Origin of the sequence: Nonomuraea sp. NPDC050786 (genome assembly GCF_040654115.1) — a bacterium.
GTDB lineage: Bacteria > Actinomycetota > Actinomycetes > Streptosporangiales > Streptosporangiaceae > Nonomuraea.
This window is the reverse complement of the sequence record NZ_JBFAHJ010000004.1, coordinates 1-17,500: the sequence shown is the minus strand read 5'-3', so window position 1 is coordinate 17,500 and position 17,500 is coordinate 1. Positions and strand designations below refer to the sequence as shown.

Sequence of the window (17,500 nt, the reverse complement as noted above, 5' to 3'; positions counted from 1 at the left end):
CGATCCTCCACAAGAGCCGGGCGCTCCCAGCGCCCGGCTCTTCCATGTGCAAGCCCGTTCTCCGAGAGACCGACTGCCGCGCTCGCTCCTCGGCTCGTAGGGCCACCTCTTCCGGAGGCGTACGTCCCGCATCAAGCCGTCGGACGTACGCCCGTTCGCGGTGAACTCGCGACGACTTCCTCTTCGACGGCCCACAGCCGAGCCGACATCCAGGCGACCCCGGCCCCTGCCACCACCAGCCCGATCAGATACACCGGCAGCGGCACCACGCTCCGCAGCGACCCGGGAACCATCCCCACCGCATAGAGCACCACGCCGAGGACGGGCATGGCCCCGCTCCTGATCGCCGCCGCGCCGAACGTCAGCACCCCAGCCAGCAGGACCACCGACGTGACCAGGAACGCCCGCCCGGTGCCCCCGGCCAGCAACCCGTTCACCGTGCCCCCACCGAGGTAGGGGAAGACGAAGTGCAGGATGTACTCGATCGCGAACGCTCCGGCCAGACCGGCCGAGTTGAGCACGTACCCGACGAGTCCGAGACCACCAGCCGTATTCCGGACGAGCAGGTAGACGCCTGTGATCGCGAGCAAGCCCGTCAGCGCCGCGAACGGCGCGATGGCGTGCGTGAACGCCGTCTCCGGCAGGAACCCGGCGCGGCGGCCGGAGTTCACCACGAGCAGCACGGCGCAGACGAACCCGGCCGCCGCCATGACCCTGTGGACGCGCATGTCTGGAGCCTCTTCTCCCTCGGCGACATCGAGCGACAACGCTCGTTATGATCCGCCTTCTCGCCAGACATGGTGAGAGCGCGCCGGGAGACGTAAGCAGCCCGAAAGAACCCGGCGCACGTGCGTCAGATCGTGCCCACGATCTGGCTGCTGCAGGCGCTCGGGCTGTTCGCCCTTCTCGACGCGGCCATGCGAGTTCGCCTGGTCACACGACTCGCGGGAGGAGGGTGAACGCGTCCTCACCACCGGCGCCCAAACCCTGCTCTCAAGCCTCAGCTGAACGCCCGCCCCACAACGGTCGGCCGGGCTGCGGCTTGTCACATCTGTTTGTGAGCCCACCGGCGCCTGTTCAGCACCCTGGAGGGGAGTGCGCTGACCATCGGCGCCGGTGGGCCCACCGTGCACGAGCACTCGCGCGTGCACGGGCATTTCACCCGCAACCGGCCACGGGTGGAGTCACCATCTCGGATCGGCCTCGGAGTGCCACAGCCCTGAACAGGCCACAGAAGCTGTGCATCTCCGACCGTCCCGGGGCTGTCACCGCCTGAGACCGGCGTCGGCAGGTCACCACCTGGGACCGGCGTCGGGAGGCCACCACCTGGGACCGGCCTTGGGGTGCCACCGCCTGGGGATCGGCCTCGGGATGTCACGGCCGTGAGTCGGTCACGAGACGTCACCGCCTCCCACCGGCCACGCGGTGTCACGCTTCGGGCTGTCGGATCACGGACCTATATCGGCTACGGGCATCGCTAAATCGAACCGAGCGGGAGCCCATACGTACGGATCCCACGCCCGCGATACCTGCTGCGACACCCGCGCCCTCGCGACGGCGGAGGCGGCCATGACCATGCCTGCTGCCCGCGGTGCGGCGGCGATGGGCAGGCGCGCGGATCGACGCATCCGGATCCCCTCGGTTCGGTAACGGCTTGCACTCGTATCATTACACAGTGCAGTCGAAAATCAATACGGCGTCAGTAAAATCCCTGTGTCCGGCAACGAGCCACTGGTGGGCTCGCCAACGACAGGGTGATCCGCGGACAGGCTAATTGACGGCCAGGGCCTCGTCGTCGGGGTCGTCGGAGAAGCCGGGGACCCAGCGGATCACCTCATCGCGGAAGCGGGCCGTGGTGCCCAGCTGGCACAGGACGCCGATCCCCGCGGCATGGACGCGGTGTATGAGCACGTACGAAGGCGGGAGGTTCAGCTGGCGGACCACGTTCGTGGGGCGCAGGTCCGTGACGCTCGCCGCCTGAGCCTGCAGCCACTCCCGGCTGAACGTGAACTCCTCCACCGCCGTCGGCTCCACGTACGGCGCCAGAAAGGCTCGCAGCGCGTCAGGATCGATCTCTATGTCGTCGCGGATGAAGCCTTCCCGGCGCAGCCCGGCCATGACGGTGTCCATGTCGCCCTCGTTGAAGATGCGCGTCAGCTGGCCGAACATCTTGGGATAGCCGTCGGGCAGTCGGTTGACCGCGCCGAAGTCCAGCACGCCGAGCCGCCCGTCGGGCAGCATCCGGAAGTTGCCGGGGTGCGGATCGGCGTGCAGCATGCCCACCCGCGCGGGGGAGCAGAAGAGGAAGCGGACGAAGAGTAAGCCGGCGTGATCGCGCTCCTCTTTGGTGCCGTCGGCAATGATGCGGGAGAGCGGGATGCCGTCCATCCACTCGCTGACCAGCACCATTTCGTTGGCCGCGACCACGTCGGGGACATGGAAGTCGGGATCGCCGTCGAATTCGAGCGCGAACGCGTGCTGGGCCTCCGCCTCCCGCAGGTAGTCCAGCTCCTCGGCGATCCGTTCCCGCAGCTCCGCCAGCACGGCCTTCATGTCGAGACCGGGCAGCAGCGCGCCGAACAGCTTGCCCAGCCGCGCCAGCTGCGCGAAGTCGCCGAGCAGCGCCTTGCCCGCCCCCGGATACTGGATCTTGACGGCCACCTCCCTGCCGTCATGCCACACGGCCTTGTGCACCTGGCCGATCGACGCGGCGGCCGTCGGCTGGTCGTCGAACGACAGGAAGTTCTCCCGCCAGTCGTCGCCGAGCTGCTCGGTGAGTACCTTGTGGACGGTGGACACGGGCAGCGGGGGAGCGGCGTCCTGCAGCTTGGTCAGCGTGGCGCGGTAGGGGCCGACGATCTCCTGCGGCAGTGCCGCCTCGAAGATGGACAGGGCCTGCCCGAGCTTCATCGCGCCGCCCTTGAGCTCGCCGAGCACCTTGAAGATCTGCTCGGCCGTACGCTGCTGGACCTCCTGCGCCACGATCTCGGCGGACTTGCCCCCGAGCCGCTTGCCCAGCCCGAGGGCGGCGCGGCCGGCGAAGCCGAGCGGAAGGGCGGCCAGCTTGGCGGAGCGCGTGACAGCACGACGCGGAAGATCGCTCACACTGATGCGCGGAACCTCGGCGAGATACCGCTTCCCCCCTTCATGGTCATCCTCTGAGCACGTCAGTCGCGGTTAGGAGACATGACCATTCTTAGCGAATACGGATTGTTTCGCATACAACGACATTGCGGATGTGCCTTCCACGACCGCCTTTTCCAGCGCCAATCAGGCGTAACTTCCATTGTGCCGTTGGTCACAGCAGACTCCTTGCCGTCGAGGTAGGCGAGCGCATGGCCGGTCGCCTCGGCCGCCACCAGCGTCGCCAGCGTGGCGTCACAGGCGATCTCGCCCGGCGGATAACCACCCAGCCTGGCGGTCACGATCGGCCATCCGGGATCACCGTCCCGGCGCGTCAGGTCCAGGCAGTGCAGGCACGCCGTCTTCCTCGGCATCACCAGCGGCCCCACGGTACCGTGCCCTTCGAACGCCGACGCCAGAAGATGCGGGATGTCGAGCGAGATCAGCTCGTTGACCAGTACTCCGTCGAGGGGTGTGACGGGCGTGAGTATGACGAGATCGGGTCGATCCGACTTGTCCCCAAGATACGGACCTCCGGCCAAGGCGTTGACCGACGGCCTCGCCCCCGCACCACCGTCACCGCCGCCACCGCAACAGCCGCCATTGCCGCCGCCGCCGCCGCCGCCACCGCCGCCGCCGCCACCGCCACCGCCGCCACCGCCACCGCCGCCGCCGCAACAGCCGCCATTGCCGCCGCCAGCCTCGGGCCGCTGCCGGGCGGGCGTCGCGACAGGCGGCCCACCCGACCGGGCCGCCCGCCTCTCAGAGGCGCGCACCTGCTGCGATGACCCGGCGGTGGTGTGGCAAGCCTCCACACTTGTGGCGGACGTCACGGCGCTCGTGGGAGGGGCCGCGGCACCCGTGGCGGCTGCCGCGGTGGCTGCGGTGGAGCGCTGATACGGGGCGGGGGTTGAGCGCGCCGCCTGCGCCGTGCCGCCGGAGGGCACCGCCTGGCTGGGAGTGCCGGAGGGCACCGCTTGGCTGGGAGTGCCGGAGCATGCGGCTTGTCCCGGGTTGCCGGAGCGTGTGGCTTGTCCCGGGTTGCCAGAGCGCGAGGACGGTGCTGGACGGCCGGAGCGCGGCGCTGGTGGCTGGTTGGTGACCCGTGCGGTCTGCGGTGATCGGCCAGGTGGCGCGGCCGGCGGAGGCGCGGTGCCCCGGGAGCCGGCGGCTTGCGGTGGGCCCGCCGCCTCCACCGGCGTGTTCCCGCCTGTCGTGAGCCTCCTGACGACCGCCACCGCGCCAACCTCCCGCGAGAGACCGACCTCCGCCCACGTCAGCCCGCCGGGTGTGATGTCGCACGGCCGGGCTGTGCCTGGGTCGAACACGCGGATGTTGCCGACCCCGGCGGCGGCGAGGAGGGCGACCACCTGCGCGCCCACCCGGCCTGCCCCATAGACGCGCACCCGCTGCTCCCTGCGGCGGCCGAAACGGGCGATCGCGCCGTCCGGGGCGGTGGAGGCGAGGTCGAGGGCGTCGATGTCCGGTCTCAGGCGGTCTCTCTCGGCCAGCGAGAGATCGGCGAGCGGCGTGGGGCTGGTGGCGGCGTCATGAAGAGCGCCCTGTGCGGCGAGCTGCTCCAGCAACGAGCGAGCGCTGATCTCGTCCAAGCCAGCGGCGGCCGCCTCCGCCAGGACGCACTCCAGCTCACGAGTGCCGTCGAGCCTCTCCACCCACTGTCGGACGGCCGGGGTCAGGCCGCTCAGCATGACGGCTCTGAGGGGGTGCACGCCGTATTGGAGGGTGTACTCGTCGCGGATGATGCGCCGGAGGGCGGGCTTCACACGTGGCCTCATGGCGGGAAGGTTTCCATGCTCGAGCAAGATCCCGAGCCGGTTCAGCGGTGGCTGTGGATAACCAAGGACCCCGGCCGGTGCCTGTGGACAGAGATGGCCCGGACAAGCAGGTCAGGGGCTTAATGATCGGGCGTATCCGCCGTTGAGAGGGCGAGCCCGCTCAGGTCGGTCACAGACGGGTCGAGACGGGCGCTCCACGGGCGCGCGAGGAGCCCAGGAAGCGATGCTCAGAGATAAAGTTCTGGTAAATCAATCTTTCCCGAGAAATCGCCCAATGCGGAAGCGGGCGCCATCGCAGTGAAGATCGCCTAGAACGTGCCAACCCCCACAAGGCCCGCCAAAGCACCTCAGAACCAAGGCCATCAACAGCAGGAAGCCGTGCTGATGCGGGAATCCCCAACATGCCCGTGATCACATCCTCCAGCAGGTCGATCCAGGTCAGGCCGCAGATCGGGAAACCGCGCTTGCCCAAATTCACCCGCTCTTAATCATCTGACCAGCAGAAACAACGTCCACCCTCTGTGGAATTTCGCCGGGGTCGGCTACCGTGCATATGTGCCCCCCGAGACAGTCGAGGTTCGTCGCAGTTCTCGTCGCCGGCGTACGGTCTCCGCCTACCGCGACGGCGACAAGACGATCGTGCTCCTGCCCGCCTGGCTGAGCGGTGAAGACGCGGATGAGTGGGTGAGCCGGATGCTGGATCGGCTGGCCGAGAAGGAACGCCGGCGAAGGCCCACCGACGAGGCGCTGCTCGAGCGGGCCAAGGAGCTGTCGGCGAGATATTTGGACGGCATGCCGGAGCCGGTGAGCGTGCGATGGGTCGACAACCAGCAGCACCGCTGGGGCTCGTGCACCCCGGAGAACGGCACGATCAGGATCTCGACCCGGCTCAAGGGCCTGCCCGAATGGGTCATCAACTATGTGATCATCCATGAGCTGGTGCACCTGCTGGTGCCCAGCCACGGGGCCAAGTTCTGGGCGCTGGTAGAACAGTATCCCAAGGCAGAACGCGCGCGCGGGTTTCTGGAGGGATTCTCGGCCGCGGCCCATACGGCACCGGAGGAGTGTTGACGCGCATCGCCGCGGTTCTCGTACGACAGCGCATGGCACAGGCGGCGCCCCCGGGCGTGGATCCCCGTGAGTTCCTCGAAGCGGTGGCAGAGGACACCTATGAGATGGTCGCGGGGCTGGAGCTCGTCACTCCCGTCCTGATCACCAGTATCCCGGAGCTGGAGGAGATCGTCTGGCCCGGCACCGAAGTGATCACGATAAAAGACGATGAACCGCTAAAAATCATCCTCCAGCGCCTCAACGCCGACCAGGCGGCCGTGATCAGCGCCGACGCGCCCGACCTGCCACCCCTGCTCGTCGGCAAGCTCTTCAGGGAGCTGGGCAGGGCCGAGATCACGATCTGCCCGGCCGAGAACGGCGGCGCGGTGGCCATGGCCTGCGCGCTCCCCGCCCCCGCCTGGGCCGACCCCGACCTCGACGACGCGGACATCGTGACCACTTTGCGCGCTCAGGCCCCCGGCCCCCGCAGAGTCGCCACCACCCCGGGCTGGCACCGCCTGCGCACCCGCGAAGACGTCGAACGCCTCGACCCCGGCCTCGAAGGCTGGGAGAACACGAGAGCCCTGGTCACGGCACGGTGAGTTCGGCCAGCACGGCGCGATGGTCGGTCCTGGGCACGTCCCGCACGCTGACCTCCTTCACCCCCACCCGCCGGTCCACCAGCACATGGTCGATCGTGATGATCGGCGGCACCCGCTTGTTCGCCGGCCACGTCGGTATCAGCCCGGCCCCCACCGTGTCGGCCGCGTCCTTGTAGCCGCGGGCCAGCAGCCCGCGCAGGGCGGCGTGGTCCAGGGAAGCGTTGAAGTCGCCCGCGATGATCCGGATCCGGTCGGGCGAGGCGGACGGGAAGGCCGCGAGAGCCTCATTCCACTCGGTGACGTAGCCCCCCAGCGGCGGAAAGGGATGCGCGTCGATGAACTCGACCGGCTTCCCGCCGGGAAGAGAGATCAGCGCGGCGGGCATCTGATGCCCGACCGGCGGCATCACGCCCCTCAGCGGCTCCAGCGGATGTCTGGAGTAGAGCCCGCTACCCCCGGCGCTCCACTCGGGCAGCAGGACGCGGTGCGGCATCACCTCTTCGAGGCCGGCCGCGTCCAGGTCGGAGACCGCCCCAGGCGTCAGCTCCTGCGTGCTCAGCACGTCGGGGTTGAACTCGCGTACCAGCTTCATGATCGTCACCGCGTCGGCCCTGCCGAACAGCATGTTGATCGTCATGACCCGGAGGGGCCTGCCGGTCGTCGTCTCGGCGCCGCCCAGCGCCCTGGGCAGCACGCTGAAGCCGAGCGCGGTCGTGGCCAGCAGCGCGACCGCGGTCGCGGCGCGTTTGCGCCCGACCGCGGCGATCAGGAGGGGGACCAGCGACCCCGCCGCGGCGTACGGCGTGGCGGTCATGATCTGCGTGGGCAGCGACCCCCGCTCCAGCCCGGCCACCCTGGCCACGGCCCAGGCGGCGAACGGGGTCACCGCCAGCCAGGTCAACGCCGTCCCGGGGAACTTCACCCGTTTGCGCCCAGGTGTCACGATCGTGCCGCCGACGGCAGAAGTCTCCACGCCACCCCCTATTGGAACGACGCAACGGACTCTAACCGAGGGCGCGTGAGCCCGACCGGAGCTTCGCCTGTCCACGTGCGGCCAATCGCCGCGTCGCCTCGTCGGAGGGCTCGGGAATGCCGTCGACCGGGAACCAGCGCAGGTCCAGCGACTCCTCGCTGATCACGGCCTCGGCGCCGGGAGGTGCCACGGCCGCGTATTCGACGTCGAGATGCCAGCTGTGCGGTGGATGGCACCACACGACGTGCTTGTCCACCGCGAGCGGGCCGGGCAGCAGCTCGAGCCCGGAAATTCCGGACTCCTCCCACGCCTCCCGCAGAGCAACCTCTGTGAGCAACATGTCGGAAATCTCACAGTGGCCACCCATGGGCAGCCACATCTTGGCCTTCGGATGCAGCGTGAGCAGCACCTGCGAGCCGTCGTGCGACAGCACCGCCGTCGTGGCCGTCAGATGCCCGGGTACGCACTCCCGCAGCATCGCGTCGTCATAGGAGCGCAAATGCTCCAGGAACTCCGCCCGCAACGCCTCTTCCTCGGGCGTCGGCGCGTCCCACGCGGACAGCACCGCCACCGCGTCGGCATGCAGGCTCAACTCTCGTCGCCCTTGTCGTCCGGCTTCTTCTCCAGCTCGGAGATGTCCCAGGCAGTCTCGCCGAGCACGAAGGCGTCCGGGTCGTCGAGATCGTCGGCCGTCGGCATGAGATCGGGGTGGCCCCACAGCGCGTCGCGCCCGTCGAGCCCGCGCGCGTTCTCCAGCGCGCGCCACAGCGCCGCCGCCTCGCGCAGCCGCCGGGGCCGCAGCTCCAGGCCCACGAGCGTCCCGAACGTGAGCTCGGCCGGCCCACCGGTCGCGCGCCGCCGGCGTACGGTCTCGGCCAGCGCCACGGCGGAGGGCAGCTTGCCCTCGGCCGCCCGGTCGACCACGGTGGCCACCCACCCCTCGACCAGGGCCAGCATCGTCTCCAGCCGCGACAGCGCAGCCTTCTGCCGCTCGGTCTCCTCGGGCTTGAGCAGGTTGCCCCCGCTCAGCGCCTCCTGGATCGCCTCGGGGTTGTTGATGTCGAGACCGCGGATCTGCTCTTCGAGCGCCGAGGTGTCGACCGTTATGCCCTTGGCGTACTCCTCGACCGCGCCCAGCAGGTGGGAGCGCAGCCACGGTACGTGCTGGAACAGCCGGTGGTGCGCGGCCTCGCGCAGCGCCAGATAGAGCCTGATCTCGTCGGACGGGATCTCCAGGCCCTCGCTGAAGGAGGCGATGCCCCCCGGCAGCAGCGCGGCCGTGTCGGAGAGCGGCAGGCCGATGTCGGTGGTGCCGACCACCTCACGGGCCAGCGAGCCGAGCGCCTGCCCGATCTGCTGGCCGACCATCATGCCGCCCATCTGCTTGAGCATGCCGAGCAGCGGCCCGGCCATCTGCTGGGCCTCCGGAGGCAGCCCGGAGCCGCCGAGAGCGCCGCCCATGGTCTGGACCATGCGCTCCGCGATCGGCTCGCAGAGCTTTCGCCAGATCGGGACGGTGTTCTCGATCCACTCGGACCGGCTCCAGGCCTGCGGATTGGACACGCCGCTCGGCAGCGTCGTCGCCTCGTTGAGCCAGAGGTCGGCGAGGCTCAGCGCCTCGGCGATCTGGCGGCGTTCGCCTTCCATGACGCTCGGGTCGCCCTGGGCGACCACGGCGTGGCGGGCGATGTTCTTGGCCATGTCCCAGTTGACAGGGCCTGAACCCTGCGGCGCCGACAGCATGTCGGCGAACTGGCGCATCGCCTGAGCCATCTGCTCAGGGTTGCCGAACATGGCGAACGGGTTCTCGTTAGGGTCGTTTTCGCGACCTGGCAGGTCAGTCACCGCTCTACCTCGTGCAGGATGGAGGAGTCCACATCCGCCACGTTAGTCGTCCTACGGCGGATCAGTGCAAAGTGAGGACCTGGTGCCTACCTCGAAACGCCCGCGCCAACCCGTAGTAGCCGTCACGGGAGCGGCTTCCGGCCTGGGCCGCGAGCTGCTCGCGAGGCTCGTATCCTCCGCGGATTTCCGCAGGGTGGTGGCCATCGACGAGCAGCGCGGCGACGTTCGGGAAGCCACGTGGAGAGTGCTCGACGTACGGGATCCGCTCTTGGCGAACCGGATCTCCGACATCGACGTCCTGGTCCATCTGGCCGGTGACTACGCCGTCGACTCCGACCCAGGTGAGCGGCGCGCGTACAACCTCCGGGCCGCCCAGACGGTCCTGACGGCCAGCGCCGCGGCGCGCGTGCGCAGAGTGGTGCTGGTCACAAGCGCGATGGTGTACGGCGCCGCGCCCGACAACCAGGTCCCCCTGCCCGAGGGCGCCCCGGTGGCGGCCGAGCCCGACACCGGCGTCGTCGGCGACTACCTGGAGATCGAGTCCCTGGTACGCAGGTCGCTGCGCGCCCACCCCGGCCTGGAGGTCACCGTGCTCCGCCCGGCCGCCGTGGTCGGCCCGGGAGTCGACACGGTCATCACCCGCCACTTCGAGTCGCCCAGGCTCCTGACCGTCAAGGGCTGCAGCCCGCACTGGCAGTTCTGCCACATCGACGACCTGATCTCGGCGCTGGAGCTGGCGGCGCGCGGCGCGGTCACCGGCGTGGTGGCCGTCGGCTCCGACGGATGGCTGGAGCACGAGCAGATCGAGGAGCTGTCCGGCATCCGCAGCCTCGAGCTGCCCGCGGGGCTGACCTTCGGCACGGCGCAGCGGCTCCACCGGCTCGGCGTCACCCCGGCGCCCGCGACGGACCTGCACTACGTCGTCTATCCGTGGGTCGTCGACTGCGCCTCGCTGCGCGAGGCGGGCTGGAAGCCGTTGTGGACCAACGAGGCCGCGTTCACCCAGCTGCTCGAGCTGCGCGAGAAGAGGACGACCGTGGTCGGCCGGCGGCTGCCCGTCAAGGAGGCCACGCTCACCGCCGCGGGCGCCACCGTCGCCGTCATCGGCACCGCCGCGATCGTCCGGCAGGTGCGTAAGAAGCGACGCCTATGAGCGGCAGCCGAACGAACGGGTTTCTCATTGGGTAGGCTCCCTTTCCGTGGACGTCATCCGGTTGCTCGGCATTCGTGACACGCCGCTCTCCGTCGACGAGGTGCTGGCCGCCGTGGGCGACCACGCCGCCGGCGGCACCACCCTTTTCGTGGGCACCGTACGCGAGCAGGACCACGGAAAGCCGGTGACCAAGCTCTCCTACTCGGCGCACCCCTCAGCGGAGGCGGAGCTGCGGCGGGTGGCCGAGAAGATCGCCGCCGACTTCCCCGTGACGGCTCTGGCCGCCGTGCACCGCGTGGGCGACCTGGAGCTGGGCGAGGCGGCCGTCGTCGTCGCGGTGGCCGCGCCCCACAGGGACGAGGCGTTCAAGGCCTCACGCCGGCTGATCGACGACCTGAAGGCACAGGTCCCGATCTGGAAACATCAGGTGTTCGCCGACGGCGAGACCGAATGGGTCGGCGCCGGCGAATAAGCTCATCGACATGTCACGACGCGCCCTGACCCTGCTGATCGCGGGTTTCCTGGTGCTCGCGCTCGGCGTGGTGGGCGCGTTCAGTCCGGTCCCGTACGTCGTGCTGAGCCCCGGCCCGACGGAGAACACGATCGGTGAGGTCGACAAGAAGCCCGTGATCACGATCAAGGGGCGGCAGACCTATCCCACCGGCGGTGCGCTCAGTCTCGTCACGGTGGCCTACCAGGGCGGTCCGGCCGCCCAGATCGACCTGCTGACGGCGTTGCGCGGCTGGATCGACCCGACTGTCGCGGTGGTCCCGCAGGAGACCATCTTCGCTCCCAACCGCGACCCCAAAGAGGTCGAAGAGGAGAACACGGTCGAGATGACCAACTCCCAGGACTCCGCCACCGCCGCCGCGCTCAACGAGCTCAAGATCCCCTACAGCACCGTCGTGACGGTGGTCTCCACGGAGAAGGGCAAGCCCGCCGACGGCAAGCTCGCCAAGGACGACGAGATCAATGCCGTCGACGGCAAACCGGCCAAGAACGTCGACGTCGTGGGCGACGCGGTCAAGGCGCACAAGCCCGGCGATAACGTGCTCTTCAACGTCACCAGGGCCGGCAAGAAGCTCGACGTCACCGTGCCGACGGTGGCGGGCCCCAAGGGACAGCCCCTCGTGGGCGTGCTCATGCAGGCGAAGTACAAGTTCCCGTTCGACGTCGACATCAACGTCGGCGACGTCGGCGGGCCGAGCGCGGGGCTGATGTTCTCGCTCGGCATCTTCGACAAGCTCACGCCAGGTGAGCTCACCGGCGGCAAGAAGATCGCCGGCACCGGCACGATCGAGCCGTCGGGTCAGGTCGGCGCGATCGGCGGCATCGCCCAGAAGATGGTGGGCGCCAAGAACTCCGGCGCGACCGTCTTCCTCACCCCCGCCGACAACTGCGCCGAGGCCATGAAAGCCGTGCCCGACGGGCTCCGGCTGGTCAAGGCCGAGACGATGCATGACGCGGTGCTGGCGCTCGACGCGCTGCGCACGGGCAAGGGAAACGTGCCCGCGTGTGAGGCCGGGTGAAACTTTCGGTGCTTGCCGTGCGTTAGCCGTAGGGCTGGCACAGCGGTGTAGGTTGCCAGACACGGACCGTTTTTTCATCACGACGAGGGGTTGGCCTTGAGCTTCCGGACCCCAGGAGCCGGTAGGGCGATGCGCTTGCCCCGCCGACCCCGACTTCTTCTGCCTGTGGCGATCGCCCTTGTGGCGATCGTGGCGTTGTTTTTCCTATTTTCTGGGTTTTATACCGACTATCTGTGGTTCGACGCGACGAACTACACGTCGGTCTTCACCGGTGTGCTGCTGACCCAGATCGTGCTGTTCTTGGTCGGAGCGGTGCTGATGGTCGGCATCGCGGGTGGCAACATGCTGCTGGCCTTCCGGATGCGCCCGATGTTCGGGCCGGCGATGTTCGGCGGTGGCAGCGGCGCCGACCGCTACCGCATGGCGCTCGACCCCCACCGCAAGCTGATCTTCATTGTCGGCATGGGCCTGCTCGCGCTCTTCTCCGGCTCCTCGTTCGCCGGGCAGTGGCAGACGTGGCTCGAGTTCGTCAACGGGGCGTCGTTCGGCAAGCAGGACAAGCTGTTCGGGCTCGACATCTCGTTCTACATGTTCGACTACCCGTTCATCCGGATGGTGCTGAACTTCCTATTCACCGCCGTGATCATCTCGATCGTGCTGGCGGCGATCACGCACTACCTGTACGGCGGGTTCCGGCTGCAGTCGCCCGGCGTGCACGCCTCGAGGGCGGCGCGCACCCACCTGTCGGTGCTGCTCGGCGTCTTCCTGCTGCTCAAGGCCGTCGCCTACTGGTTCGACCGCTTCGGCCTGGTCTTCTCCGACCGCGGCTTCGTCAACGGCGCCTCCTACACCGACGTCAACGCCGTCCTGCCGGCCAAGACCATCCTCGCGATCATCGCGCTGATCTGCGCCGCCCTGTTCTTCGCCGGCGTCGTGCGCCCCGGCGGCATGCTCCCCGGCGTCTCGGCCGGCCTGCTCGTGCTCTCGGCCATCCTGATCGGCGGCGTCTACCCGGCGCTGGTCGAGCAGTTCCAGGTCAAGCCCAACCAGCAGGGCAAGGAGGCCGCCTACATCCAGCGCAACATCGAGGCCACACGGGAGGCGTACAACGTCGACAAGACCGAGGTGGAGACCTACCAGGCCGAGTCCGACCCCGCCAAGGTCCAGAAGGACGGGGACACCTCGGTCTCGGGCGTCCGCCTGCTCGACCCGGCGCTGGTCTCGTCGACGTACGAGCAGACGCAGCGCATCCGCGGCTTCTACAGCTTCGGCGACACGCTCGACGTCGACCGCTACCCCGACAGCACCGGCAAGCTGATCGACCACGTCGTCGGCGTCCGCGAGCTGACCGGCCCGCCCGAGGGCCAGAACAACTGGATCAACCGGGCCCTGGTCTACACCCACGGCTACGGCTTCGTCGCCGCGCCGGGCAACCAGGTCGACACCAGCGGCCAGCCCGCGTACGACGCCAAGGACATGCCGGTCACCGGCCCGCTGGCGACCACCACCAAGCTGCGGGAGCCACGCGTCTACTTCGGCGAGGCCCCGGCCGGGGACGATTACGTCATCGCGGGCGGAAACCCGAAGAACCCGCAGGAGCTCGACTACCCGAAGACGACCGGAACGGGCCAGGAGAACACCACCTACACCGGCGGCGGGGTCCAGGTCGGGTCGTTCGTCAACAGGCTCTTCTACGCCGCCAAGTACGGCGAGGCGAACATCCTCCTGTCGGGCGACATCAACGACAACTCCAAGATCCTTTACGTCCGCAACCCGCGTGACAGGGTGCAGAAGGTCGCGCCCTTCCTCACGCTCGACGGCAACCCCTATCCGGCGATCGTCGACGGGCGCATCACCTGGATCATCGACGGCTACACCACGTCCAACGACTACCCGTACTCGCAGAGCGAGAGCTTCGGCGACATGACGCGCGACACGTCCACGGACCGCCGCGTGATCGCCCAGCAGCCGACCGACAAGATCAACTACATTCGCAACTCCGTCAAGGCGACGGTCGACGCCTACGACGGCACGGTCAAGCTCTACGGCTGGGACACCAACGACCCGATGCTGAAGACCTGGAGCAAGGCCTTCCCCGGCGTCATCCGCCCGGCCTCGGAGATGAGCGCCGATCTGCGCAACCACGTCCGCTACCCGGAAGACCTGTTCAAGGTGCAGCGCTACACCCTGTCGCGCTACCACGTCACCGACCCGGCCGCCTTCTACAACGGCACGGACTTCTGGAACGTCCCGGGCGACCCGACGCAGGGCGACAAGAACATCAAGCAGCCGCCCTACTACCTCACCACCACGATGCCGGGGCCGGGCGCCACGCCGACGTTCTCGCTGACGACCACGTTCGTGCCGCGCCAGGGCGGGGCCAACCTGTCGGCGTTCATGGCGGTCGACTCGTCGAACGGCTCCGGGTACGGCCGGCTGCGCATCCTGCGCATGCCGTCCAACCCGCCCATCCCAGGCCCCGGGCAGATCCAGAACGCCTTCCAGAGCCGCCTCGCCGGCCAGCTCAACGTCATGGGCGTGGGCAGCTCGTCGCTGCGCTATGGAAACCTGCTGACGCTGCCGTACGCGGGCGGCCTGGTCTACATCGAGCCGGTGTACGTCCAGACGACCGCGGGCGGCGGGCAGGAGCCGTACCCGATCCTGCAGCGGGTCCTGGTGTCCTACGGCAGCAAGATCGGCGTCGCGCCGACCTTGGACGGGGCGCTCCGCGAGGTCTTCGGCGGCCCGCAGGAGCAGCAGAAACCGCCAACTGATCAGCAGGCGACCGTCCCCAACCAGGCCAACTCGGCGCTCAACACGGCGATCGCCAACGCCAAGAAGGCGTACGAGGACGCGCAGAAGGCCCTGCAGGCCAGCCCGCCCAACTGGGACGCCTACGGTGAGGCGCAGAAGCGGCTGGAGGAGGCGCTGAAGGCGCTCGAGGGGAGCAACGTCCAGCAGCCGACGCCATCGGCGACGCCTTCGACGACGCCCTCGGCCACCCCGTCCGCCTCGCCGCCGGCCACGCCCTCCACCTCGGTCTCGCCGTCGCCGACGCCTACGGGATCGCAGGCGGGAGGCACGTCCTAGCCATTCAGTTTGCGCCCACCCCACGCCGCCGATAGTCTTTAGACACAACGCGACGCGGGGTGGAGCAGTTCGGTAGCTCGCTGGGCTCATAACCCAGAGGTCGCAGGTTCAAATCCTGCCCCCGCTACCACTCCCAGAAGCCCGGGTTCCGAAACGGAACCCGGGCTTCTGTGTATCTCCCGGCAAGGATCACGTGGCGTACCAAGCACGGGTTGGGAGCCTGTATAGTTATTGAAGACACACCGACGCGGGGTGGAGCAGTTCGGTAGCTCGCTGGGCTCATAACCCAGAGGTCGCAGGTTCAAATCCTGTCCCCGCTACTAACCGCCGAAGTCCCGGCCACCGGATCATCCGGTAGCCGGGACTTCGGCGTTTCCGGACCTTGCCCTGCTCGCGGCATCAATGATTACATCATTACATGACTGACAAATCAGTGCCGACGTTGTACGAGTGGGCAGGCGGCAGCGAGGCGTTCGAGCGGCTGACCGAGGTCTTCTACCGCACCGTCGTCAAGGATGAGGTGGTCGGCCCGCTCTTCGCGCACATGGACCCGGATCATCCGAAACACGTGGCCATGTGGCTCAGCGAGGTGTTCGGCGGGCCGGACCGCTACACCAAGGAGCGCGGCGGTTATCCGAACATGCTCCGCCACCACCTTGGCAAGGCCATCACCGAGCCGCAGCGCCGCAGGTGGGTGAACCTGCTCATGGATGCGGCCGACGAGGTGGGCCTGCCGGACGACCCCGAGTTCAGGGCGGCTTTCGCGAGTTACATCGAGTGGGGCACCAGATTGGCCAGGCACAACTCCCAGCCGGACGCCACGCCTCCGCTTGAAGCTCCCGTGCCGCACTGGGGCTGGGGGGTCGCGCCGCCGTACCAGCCGTAACCTGCGGGATGCTCCGCGTCTGCCTGGCTACGGCGCCCGGAGTGGGCAAGACGAACGCTGTGCTGGGCGAGGCGTACCGCGCCCGCGCCCGCGAACGCGGCAAGGACGTGGTCGTGGGCTTCGTCGAGACCCACGGCCGCGCCGAGCCGCAGCAGATCCTGCGTGCTCCGGGCGTCACCGTACCGAGCCCCCGGGGGGCTACCGGTTCGAGCCTTCTTCGTCGTAGGTCCTGCTGACCATCGAGAACGCCTTGTAGCCGGCCCAGCCGAAGAGCACGAGCCCGAAGACCACTTGCACGATCCGGATCGGCAGGGATGAGCCTTGATCGGCGTAGACCACGACGCCGACCCACATGAGGCCGAAGATCCCGACCAGTGCGACTGCCGCCCAGTTCAACCCCCGCTGCCACATATGCGCAGTCTTACAGCCGGGTGGCCAAGGCGGAGTATGCCCTGAGTCGTCATCAAGTCAGCGGCTAACGCGGGAGTGTCCGCAAGGCTAACGCGGGAGTGTCCGCCTCATGGTGACGCAGCGGCGGTGCAGACGCACTCCGCGCGGGCGCTGCGGGGTGGCGCTCTCCAGGCACTCGAGCAGCGCCGCCGCCGTCCGGGCGTCTGACAGGATGCGCTGAGCGGCCTCGCCGTCCTCCGGCAGCTGGCCGCGCTCGCCCAGCTCGTGCTTGACGAACGCCAGGGGGTCTGGCGCGCCCAGTGCGTCCGCCGCCACCGTCGCCCGCGCGGCCGTGAGGAGGCGCAGGTAGTGGGTGCGGAGCACGGCCTCGCGCAGGCGGGCGTGCTCGAGATCGTCGATCAGGGTTCTGGCGATTCTCAGCAGGTCTCCGGCATGGGTCGCCTCATCGGCGAGGAAGGCACGGATGTCGTCGAACTCCGAGCGGGTCATAGCGGACACCTCCGAGAGCGCAGTCTGCTCGTAGCTACTTCGTACCGGGTGACGATTGCGGATGACTTGCTGTCGGCTTGATAGCGCGGGTGCCGACCAGGGGGTTCTTGGGAAGGTTTGAGCGTTGCGTGGTGAGGGAAGGGTCTAGGGGTTACCTAAGAGGCAGAAGTGGGCGCTGCGGGCTGCTAGAGTTGCTTCGCGCAGGGCGGTCAAGGGGTTCCTCGAACTCCGGAGATGCCCGGCGGATCCCACTTCCTTCAGGCCCGTCCTTCGGTGTTCGTATCACTCCGGAGGGGCTGGTAAGTTAGAGGGGTTGTCCCGGAAGCGGGGCGCGGATTAATTCCAGCAGGTCGAGCAAGTCGGGTCAATTTGACAGGGACTTGAACGGCTGAAAGAATTAAGACACAACGAAATGAACGCCTCCGAGCGAAAAGCCTGAACGGCTTGGAGTGAGGAAATACGCGTCCGTTTCTTGAGAACTCAACAGTGTGTTAAAAGCCAGTGCATGAGATAGATACATGCATGACCCCGTCATGATTGACGGATATTGCTT

General features: G+C 68.3%; 16 protein-coding genes and 2 tRNA genes. 10 read left to right on the top strand and 8 right to left on the bottom strand.

The genetic code is table 11. From position 1 onward, the window contains the following. Nucleotides 1–131 precede the first annotated feature (131 nt). From AB0H84_RS10035 to AB0H84_RS10025, 3 genes are all read right to left on the bottom strand, one after another. Nucleotides 132–728 (bottom strand): hypothetical protein, encoded by a 597-nt coding sequence (locus AB0H84_RS10035; protein ID WP_357601030.1) that lies wholly within the window; start codon nucleotides 726–728, stop codon nucleotides 132–134. A gap of 1,042 nt (nucleotides 729–1,770) precedes the next feature. Further along, nucleotides 1,771–3,105, bottom strand: coding sequence for an AarF/UbiB family protein (locus tag AB0H84_RS10030; protein ID WP_357601028.1), 1,335 nt, complete (start codon nucleotides 3,103–3,105; stop codon nucleotides 1,771–1,773). Nucleotides 3,106–3,167: 62 nt separating this feature from the next. Then, on the bottom strand, nucleotides 3,168–4,919 hold the full coding sequence (locus AB0H84_RS10025; protein ID WP_357601025.1) for a hypothetical protein: 1,752 nt from the start codon (nucleotides 4,917–4,919) through the stop codon (nucleotides 3,168–3,170). Between the two features lie 555 nt (nucleotides 4,920–5,474). Here AB0H84_RS10025 and AB0H84_RS10020 point away from each other — a divergent pair. Further along, nucleotides 5,475–5,990 carry a M48 family metallopeptidase gene (locus AB0H84_RS10020; RefSeq protein WP_357601023.1) on the top strand — a complete coding sequence of 172 codons (516 nt, stop codon included), beginning with the start codon at nucleotides 5,475–5,477 and terminating at the stop codon, nucleotides 5,988–5,990. Then, the gene (locus tag AB0H84_RS10015) at nucleotides 5,987–6,571 is read left to right on the top strand and encodes a hypothetical protein (RefSeq protein ID WP_357601020.1); all 585 of its coding nucleotides are present in this window, start codon (nucleotides 5,987–5,989) and stop codon (nucleotides 6,569–6,571) included. The genes AB0H84_RS10020 and AB0H84_RS10015 overlap by 4 nt, the downstream gene beginning before the upstream one ends. On the opposite strand, the gene AB0H84_RS10010 is transcribed toward AB0H84_RS10015, so the two are convergent. Genes AB0H84_RS10010 through AB0H84_RS10000 form a run of 3 tightly spaced genes read right to left on the bottom strand, consistent with a single transcriptional unit; the run spans nucleotide 6,558 to nucleotide 9,338 of the window. Next, entirely contained in the window at nucleotides 6,558–7,544 is a 987-nt protein-coding gene (locus AB0H84_RS10010; RefSeq protein WP_357601017.1) for an endonuclease/exonuclease/phosphatase family protein, read from the bottom strand. The two genes, AB0H84_RS10015 and AB0H84_RS10010, sit on opposite strands and share 14 nt — an antisense overlap. Nucleotides 7,545–7,575: 31 nt before the next feature. After that, nucleotides 7,576–8,136, bottom strand: coding sequence for an NUDIX domain-containing protein (locus AB0H84_RS10005; protein ID WP_357601015.1), 561 nt, complete (start codon nucleotides 8,134–8,136; stop codon nucleotides 7,576–7,578). Then, nucleotides 8,133–9,338: a zinc-dependent metalloprotease gene (locus tag AB0H84_RS10000; RefSeq protein WP_357602013.1), complete on the bottom strand. Its 1,206-nt coding sequence runs from the start codon at nucleotides 9,336–9,338 to the stop codon at nucleotides 8,133–8,135. Before AB0H84_RS10000 ends, AB0H84_RS10005 begins: the two co-directional genes overlap by 4 nt. A gap of 130 nt (nucleotides 9,339–9,468) precedes the next feature. Here AB0H84_RS10000 and AB0H84_RS09995 point away from each other — a divergent pair, with 130 nt between their 5' ends. The 8 genes from AB0H84_RS09995 to AB0H84_RS09960 all read left to right on the top strand — a co-directional run bounded on the left by AB0H84_RS09995 (nucleotide 9,469) and on the right by AB0H84_RS09960 (nucleotide 16,283). Next, a complete protein-coding gene (locus AB0H84_RS09995) occupies nucleotides 9,469–10,542 on the top strand; it encodes an NAD-dependent epimerase/dehydratase family protein (protein WP_357602010.1) in 1,074 nt (357 codons plus the stop codon). A gap of 46 nt (nucleotides 10,543–10,588) precedes the next feature. Next, on the top strand, nucleotides 10,589–11,014 hold the full coding sequence (locus tag AB0H84_RS09990; RefSeq protein ID WP_357601012.1) for a molybdenum cofactor biosynthesis protein MoaE: 426 nt from the start codon (nucleotides 10,589–10,591) through the stop codon (nucleotides 11,012–11,014). Between the two features lie 10 nt (nucleotides 11,015–11,024). Then, nucleotides 11,025–12,071, top strand: coding sequence for a PDZ domain-containing protein (locus AB0H84_RS09985; RefSeq protein ID WP_357601009.1), 1,047 nt, complete (start codon nucleotides 11,025–11,027; stop codon nucleotides 12,069–12,071). Nucleotides 12,072–12,200: 129 nt separating this feature from the next. Then, nucleotides 12,201–15,161 carry a UPF0182 family protein gene (locus AB0H84_RS09980; RefSeq protein ID WP_357601006.1) on the top strand — a complete coding sequence of 987 codons (2,961 nt, stop codon included), beginning with the start codon at nucleotides 12,201–12,203 and terminating at the stop codon, nucleotides 15,159–15,161. Between the two features lie 53 nt (nucleotides 15,162–15,214). After that, nucleotides 15,215–15,291 (top strand) — tRNA-Met (locus tag AB0H84_RS09975). Between the two features lie 116 nt (nucleotides 15,292–15,407). Beyond that, a tRNA-Met gene (locus AB0H84_RS09970) sits at nucleotides 15,408–15,481 on the top strand. A 98-nt stretch (nucleotides 15,482–15,579) separates the two neighbouring features. Further along, on the top strand, nucleotides 15,580–16,047 hold the full coding sequence (locus AB0H84_RS09965) for a group II truncated hemoglobin (RefSeq protein WP_357601003.1): 468 nt from the start codon (nucleotides 15,580–15,582) through the stop codon (nucleotides 16,045–16,047). Nucleotides 16,048–16,055: 8 nt separating this feature from the next. Continuing rightward, complete coding sequence (locus AB0H84_RS09960) at nucleotides 16,056–16,283, top strand: hypothetical protein (protein ID WP_357601000.1); 228 nt, start codon at nucleotides 16,056–16,058, stop codon at nucleotides 16,281–16,283. Here AB0H84_RS09960 and AB0H84_RS09955 read toward each other — a convergent pair. Both AB0H84_RS09955 and AB0H84_RS09950 read right to left on the bottom strand, forming a co-directional pair. Then, nucleotides 16,246–16,443 (bottom strand): hypothetical protein, encoded by a 198-nt coding sequence (locus AB0H84_RS09955; RefSeq protein WP_357600997.1) that lies wholly within the window; start codon nucleotides 16,441–16,443, stop codon nucleotides 16,246–16,248. The two genes, AB0H84_RS09960 and AB0H84_RS09955, sit on opposite strands and share 38 nt — an antisense overlap. A 102-nt stretch (nucleotides 16,444–16,545) precedes the next feature. Beyond that, nucleotides 16,546–16,947 (bottom strand): hypothetical protein, encoded by a 402-nt coding sequence (locus tag AB0H84_RS09950; protein ID WP_357600994.1) that lies wholly within the window; start codon nucleotides 16,945–16,947, stop codon nucleotides 16,546–16,548. Nucleotides 16,948–17,500: the final 553 nt, after the last annotated feature.

Excerpts from the sequence above, each read along its gene's own strand:
- AB0H84_RS10000 (WP_357602013.1), bottom strand. The coding sequence starts at position 9,338 with ATGTTCGGCAACCCTGAGCAGATGGCTCAGGCGATGCGCCAGTTCGCC.
- AB0H84_RS09985 (WP_357601009.1), top strand. The coding sequence starts at position 11,025 with ATGTCACGACGCGCCCTGACCCTGCTGATCGCGGGTTTCCTGGTGCTC.
- AB0H84_RS09980 (WP_357601006.1), top strand. The coding sequence starts at position 12,201 with ATGCGCTTGCCCCGCCGACCCCGACTTCTTCTGCCTGTGGCGATCGCC.
- AB0H84_RS10035 (WP_357601030.1), bottom strand. The coding sequence starts at position 728 with ATGCGCGTCCACAGGGTCATGGCGGCGGCCGGGTTCGTCTGCGCCGTG.
- AB0H84_RS09950 (WP_357600994.1), bottom strand. The coding sequence starts at position 16,947 with ATGACCCGCTCGGAGTTCGACGACATCCGTGCCTTCCTCGCCGATGAG.
- AB0H84_RS09965 (WP_357601003.1), top strand. The coding sequence starts at position 15,580 with ATGACTGACAAATCAGTGCCGACGTTGTACGAGTGGGCAGGCGGCAGC.
- AB0H84_RS10025 (WP_357601025.1), bottom strand. The coding sequence starts at position 4,919 with ATGAGGCCACGTGTGAAGCCCGCCCTCCGGCGCATCATCCGCGACGAG.
- AB0H84_RS09960 (WP_357601000.1), top strand. The coding sequence starts at position 16,056 with ATGCTCCGCGTCTGCCTGGCTACGGCGCCCGGAGTGGGCAAGACGAAC.